The sequence below is a fragment of the Parafrankia sp. Ea1.12 genome (assembly GCF_900465275.1).
GTDB lineage: Bacteria > Actinomycetota > Actinomycetes > Frankiales > Frankiaceae > Parafrankia > Parafrankia soli.
In genome coordinates this window covers 1-929 of the sequence record NZ_UBIZ01000070.1, presented here as the reverse complement: position 1 = coordinate 929, position 929 = coordinate 1, and the positions used below count along the sequence as shown (strand labels likewise).

1 protein-coding gene is annotated in these 929 nt (G+C 72.6%); it reads left to right on the top strand.

The features are described from left to right. Positions 1 to 211 precede the first annotated feature (211 nt). Positions 212 to 929 (top strand): AfsR/SARP family transcriptional regulator (locus FMEAI12_RS00365; protein ID WP_235013540.1); only part of this gene is annotated, 718 nt, incomplete at its 3' end.

Below are 929 nucleotides of genomic sequence, written 5' to 3'. Positions count from 1 at the left end.
TTCCAGGACCTCTACAACCAGACCGCGGCCCCGTTCGGCTGGAAGTACACCCGCGCCGATCTCCTCAAGACCGCCAACCGCCTCAGCCTCGCCGCATAACCGACGAACTAACGGCGACGACCACTAGTCAGAACTCGAGCAGGTTGTCGCGGAAGTGCGAAGGAGTAGCCGTCCGCGCGGCGCAGGCGAGAATCAGACCATGTGGATAAGCGTGCTGGGGCCACTTCAGGTGCGGTCCGGCGAGGGGGCGACGGTGAACGTCGGCGGGCCGCGGCCGCGCTCGCTCCTCGCCCTGCTGGCGCTGAACGCCGGCCGGGTGGTCAGCACGGAGCAGCTGATCGACGGCCTGTACGGCCAGGAGCCGCCCGACGGCGCCGTGAACGCCCTCCAGTCGCAGGTGTCGCGGCTGCGCCGCGGGCTGCGGGCGGCGGGGGTGGCGGTGCCGATCGAGATGCACCCGGCCGGGTACCGGCTGGCGGCCGACCCGGAGCAGGTGGACGTGCACCGCTTCGCGCGCCTCGTACGAGAGGGGCGGCGGTCCCTGGAGGCGGACGAGCACACCCATGCGGCGGCGCTGCTGCGCGAGGCGGTTGGGCTGTGGCAGGGACCCGCGCTCGCCGACGTGGTGGATGCGCCGTTCGCCGCCGTGCAGACAATCAGGCTGGCGGAGCAGCGCGTCGCCGCGGTGGAGGACCTGGCCGAGGCTGAGCTGGCGCTGGGGCGGCATGCGGCGCTGGTGGCCGAGCTGCAGGAGGCGGTGGGGGAGCATCCGTTACGAGAGCGGCTGCGGGGACAGCTGATGCGGGCGCTGGCCGGGGCGGGCCGCCAGGCCGAGGCGCTTGCGGTGTTCGAGGACGCACGACAGCTGTTGGTCGAGGAACTGGGGGCCGATCCCTCCGCGGAGCTGGCGGAGGTTCATCTGGCGGTGC